Raw genomic sequence first — 388 nt, forward strand, 5'->3', positions numbered from 1 at the left:
GCGATTATTAAGCTTGTTGAATTTCGTTAAAAATTCACTCGGTTTTTTGCTTGGTAAAATCTATTTTACTTACTTATCTAGTTTTCAATGTACAATATAATATGGTGGAGACTAGCGGGATCGAACCGCTGACCTCCTGCGTGCAAAGCAGGCGCTCTCCCATCTGAGCTAAGCCCCCTAATTGGGAATTAAATTTTAATGGTGGGCCTAAATGGACTCGAACCATCGACCTCACGCTTATCAGGCGTGCGCTCTAACCAGCTGAGCTATAGGCCCATTCTTAAATTGAATGTAATGAACATTCAAAACTGAATACAATATGTCTTCGTTATTCCATGACCTAAAGGTCATTCCGTAATATCCTTAGAAAGGAGGTGATCCAGCCGCA

Annotated in this window: 2 tRNA genes; both read right to left on the reverse strand. The window is 41.2% G+C overall.

The window, feature by feature from the left end:
* Nucleotides 1–102 precede the first annotated feature (102 nt).
* Nucleotides 103–178: transfer RNA gene (locus LQ677_RS14560), tRNA-Ala, on the reverse strand.
* A 21-nt stretch (nt 179–199) separates the two neighbouring features.
* A tRNA-Ile gene (locus tag LQ677_RS14565) sits at nt 200–276 on the reverse strand.
* Nucleotides 277–388: the final 112 nt, after the last annotated feature.

This window comes from Mammaliicoccus sp. Q-M61 (assembly GCF_022386055.1).
Classification (GTDB): domain Bacteria; phylum Bacillota; class Bacilli; order Staphylococcales; family Staphylococcaceae; genus Mammaliicoccus; species Mammaliicoccus sciuri_A.